The 1,484-nt window shown below is 75.3% G+C and carries 2 protein-coding genes; both read right to left on the reverse strand.

Annotated features, from left to right (window positions below):
• Nucleotides 1–150 precede the first annotated feature (150 nt).
• Nucleotides 151–768 carry a TenA family protein gene (locus CNO22_RS27015; RefSeq protein WP_100502297.1) on the reverse strand — a complete coding sequence of 206 codons (618 nt, stop codon included), beginning with the start codon at nt 766–768 and terminating at the stop codon, nt 151–153.
• Nucleotides 765–1,364 (reverse strand): thiaminase II/PqqC family protein, encoded by a 600-nt coding sequence (locus CNO22_RS27020; RefSeq protein WP_100502298.1) that lies wholly within the window; start codon nt 1,362–1,364, stop codon nt 765–767. Before CNO22_RS27020 ends, CNO22_RS27015 begins: the two co-directional genes overlap by 4 nt.
• Nucleotides 1,365–1,484: the final 120 nt, after the last annotated feature.

The following is a 1,484-nucleotide window of genomic DNA, read 5'->3' on the forward strand; positions in this document are numbered from 1 at the left end:
GCGGAGATATGTAGGGAGGAGCTCCCCCGGATCGTCAGGCACCGGCTCGCTGGGATCGATGCTCGGGTCCGGCTCGGGGATCGGCGCAACCACGTGGTCAGTCAAGCAGCGTCCTGTGAGCGCCGCCGGGTTCCACGTGGAACCCGGCGGTCAGGCCCCGCGCCAGGCGGCGTCGAAGAAGCCGACCTCCAGCCGCATCGCCCGCCGGTACGCCGTCCGGACGGCGGGGGTGTCCCCGGCGTGCCGGTCGAGCAGCCGCTCCAGGGTGGCGGCCAGCTCCTCGAAGTTCGGGTCGGCGTAGGTGGTGACCCACTCGGCGTAGTCCCCGGCGCGGTCGGCCGACAGCGACCGGCCCAGGTGCGCGTAGAGCCGCATGCACGGCGTCATCGCCGCGGCGGTCAGCGTGATCCCACCGAGGAACGCGGTCGAGAGGAGGAAGTCGGTGTAAGCGAGCGTCGCCGGGAGCGGCTCGACCCGCGTGAGGTCGATGTCCCAGCGGGCGGCGTAGCCGGCGTGCAGCGCGAGCTCCTCGCGGACGCCGGCCAGCAGGTCGGCGAACACGTCCATGGTGGCCCGGTCGGGGCTGTGCGCGATCCCGACGGCGTAGGCGCGGGCGAAGGACTCGAGGAAGAACACGTCCTGGGCGACGTAGCCGGCGAAACGCTCCCGCGAGAGCGTGCCGTCGCCGATGCCGGCGACGAACGGGTGCGCCAGTGCCTCGGCGGCGAGGTCGGCGTTGGCGGCCCAGAGGTCCGCGGCGAGCGTCACGCGGCCTCCACCGCCATGTTCCAGAAGGCCGTCTCCGCGGCGACCACCTCGGTGAAGACGGCGTCGGCGTCGGGCGCGGGGACGCCGTCCGCCGCCGCCTCCAGGCCGGCGACGTAGTCCGCGAACCCCGGCTGCGTCCAGTGCTCGACGAACGGCCGGTACTCCGGCGCCCCGGGCAGCGCCCCGGACCACGCGTCGAGGTAGGTGCGCTCGATCGTCCACAGCGCGGTCAGCGCCGTCCCGACGTCGCCGGCGTCCAGCCGCTCGAGCAGCTCCGCGTAGGCGGCGGTGGCCGGCAGCGCGGGCGCGGCGAGGTCCAGCCCGCGGACGGCGGCCTGCTCCTCGAACCAGGCCAGCTCGTCGACCAGGGCGACCAGCCCGCCGGCGAGCACGGCCTGCGCCAGGCGGGGCGCGCGGGCCAGCAGCCGGGCCTGGAAGCGCAGCAGGTCGGCGACGAAGCGCGCGTCCTGCACCAGCCAGGTGTCGAAGGCGGCGGCGACCGGGATCGTCCCGTCGCGCACGGCGTCGAGGAACGGGTGGCGGGTCGCTGCCCGCCAGGCGTCGGGACGGCGGGACAGGAGCTCGGCGACCGGCACGGCGGCGACCGTACGCGGCGGGTCAGGGCGACCGCAGCGTGCGCTGCGGTCGCCCTGACCCGCCGCGTACGGTCGCCGCCGTGCCATGTCCGCGCCCTCGAACCGTCCCACACCTCGTAT

Source organism: Geodermatophilus chilensis, from assembly GCF_002802985.1.
Lineage (GTDB): Bacteria > Actinomycetota > Actinomycetes > Mycobacteriales > Geodermatophilaceae > Geodermatophilus > Geodermatophilus chilensis.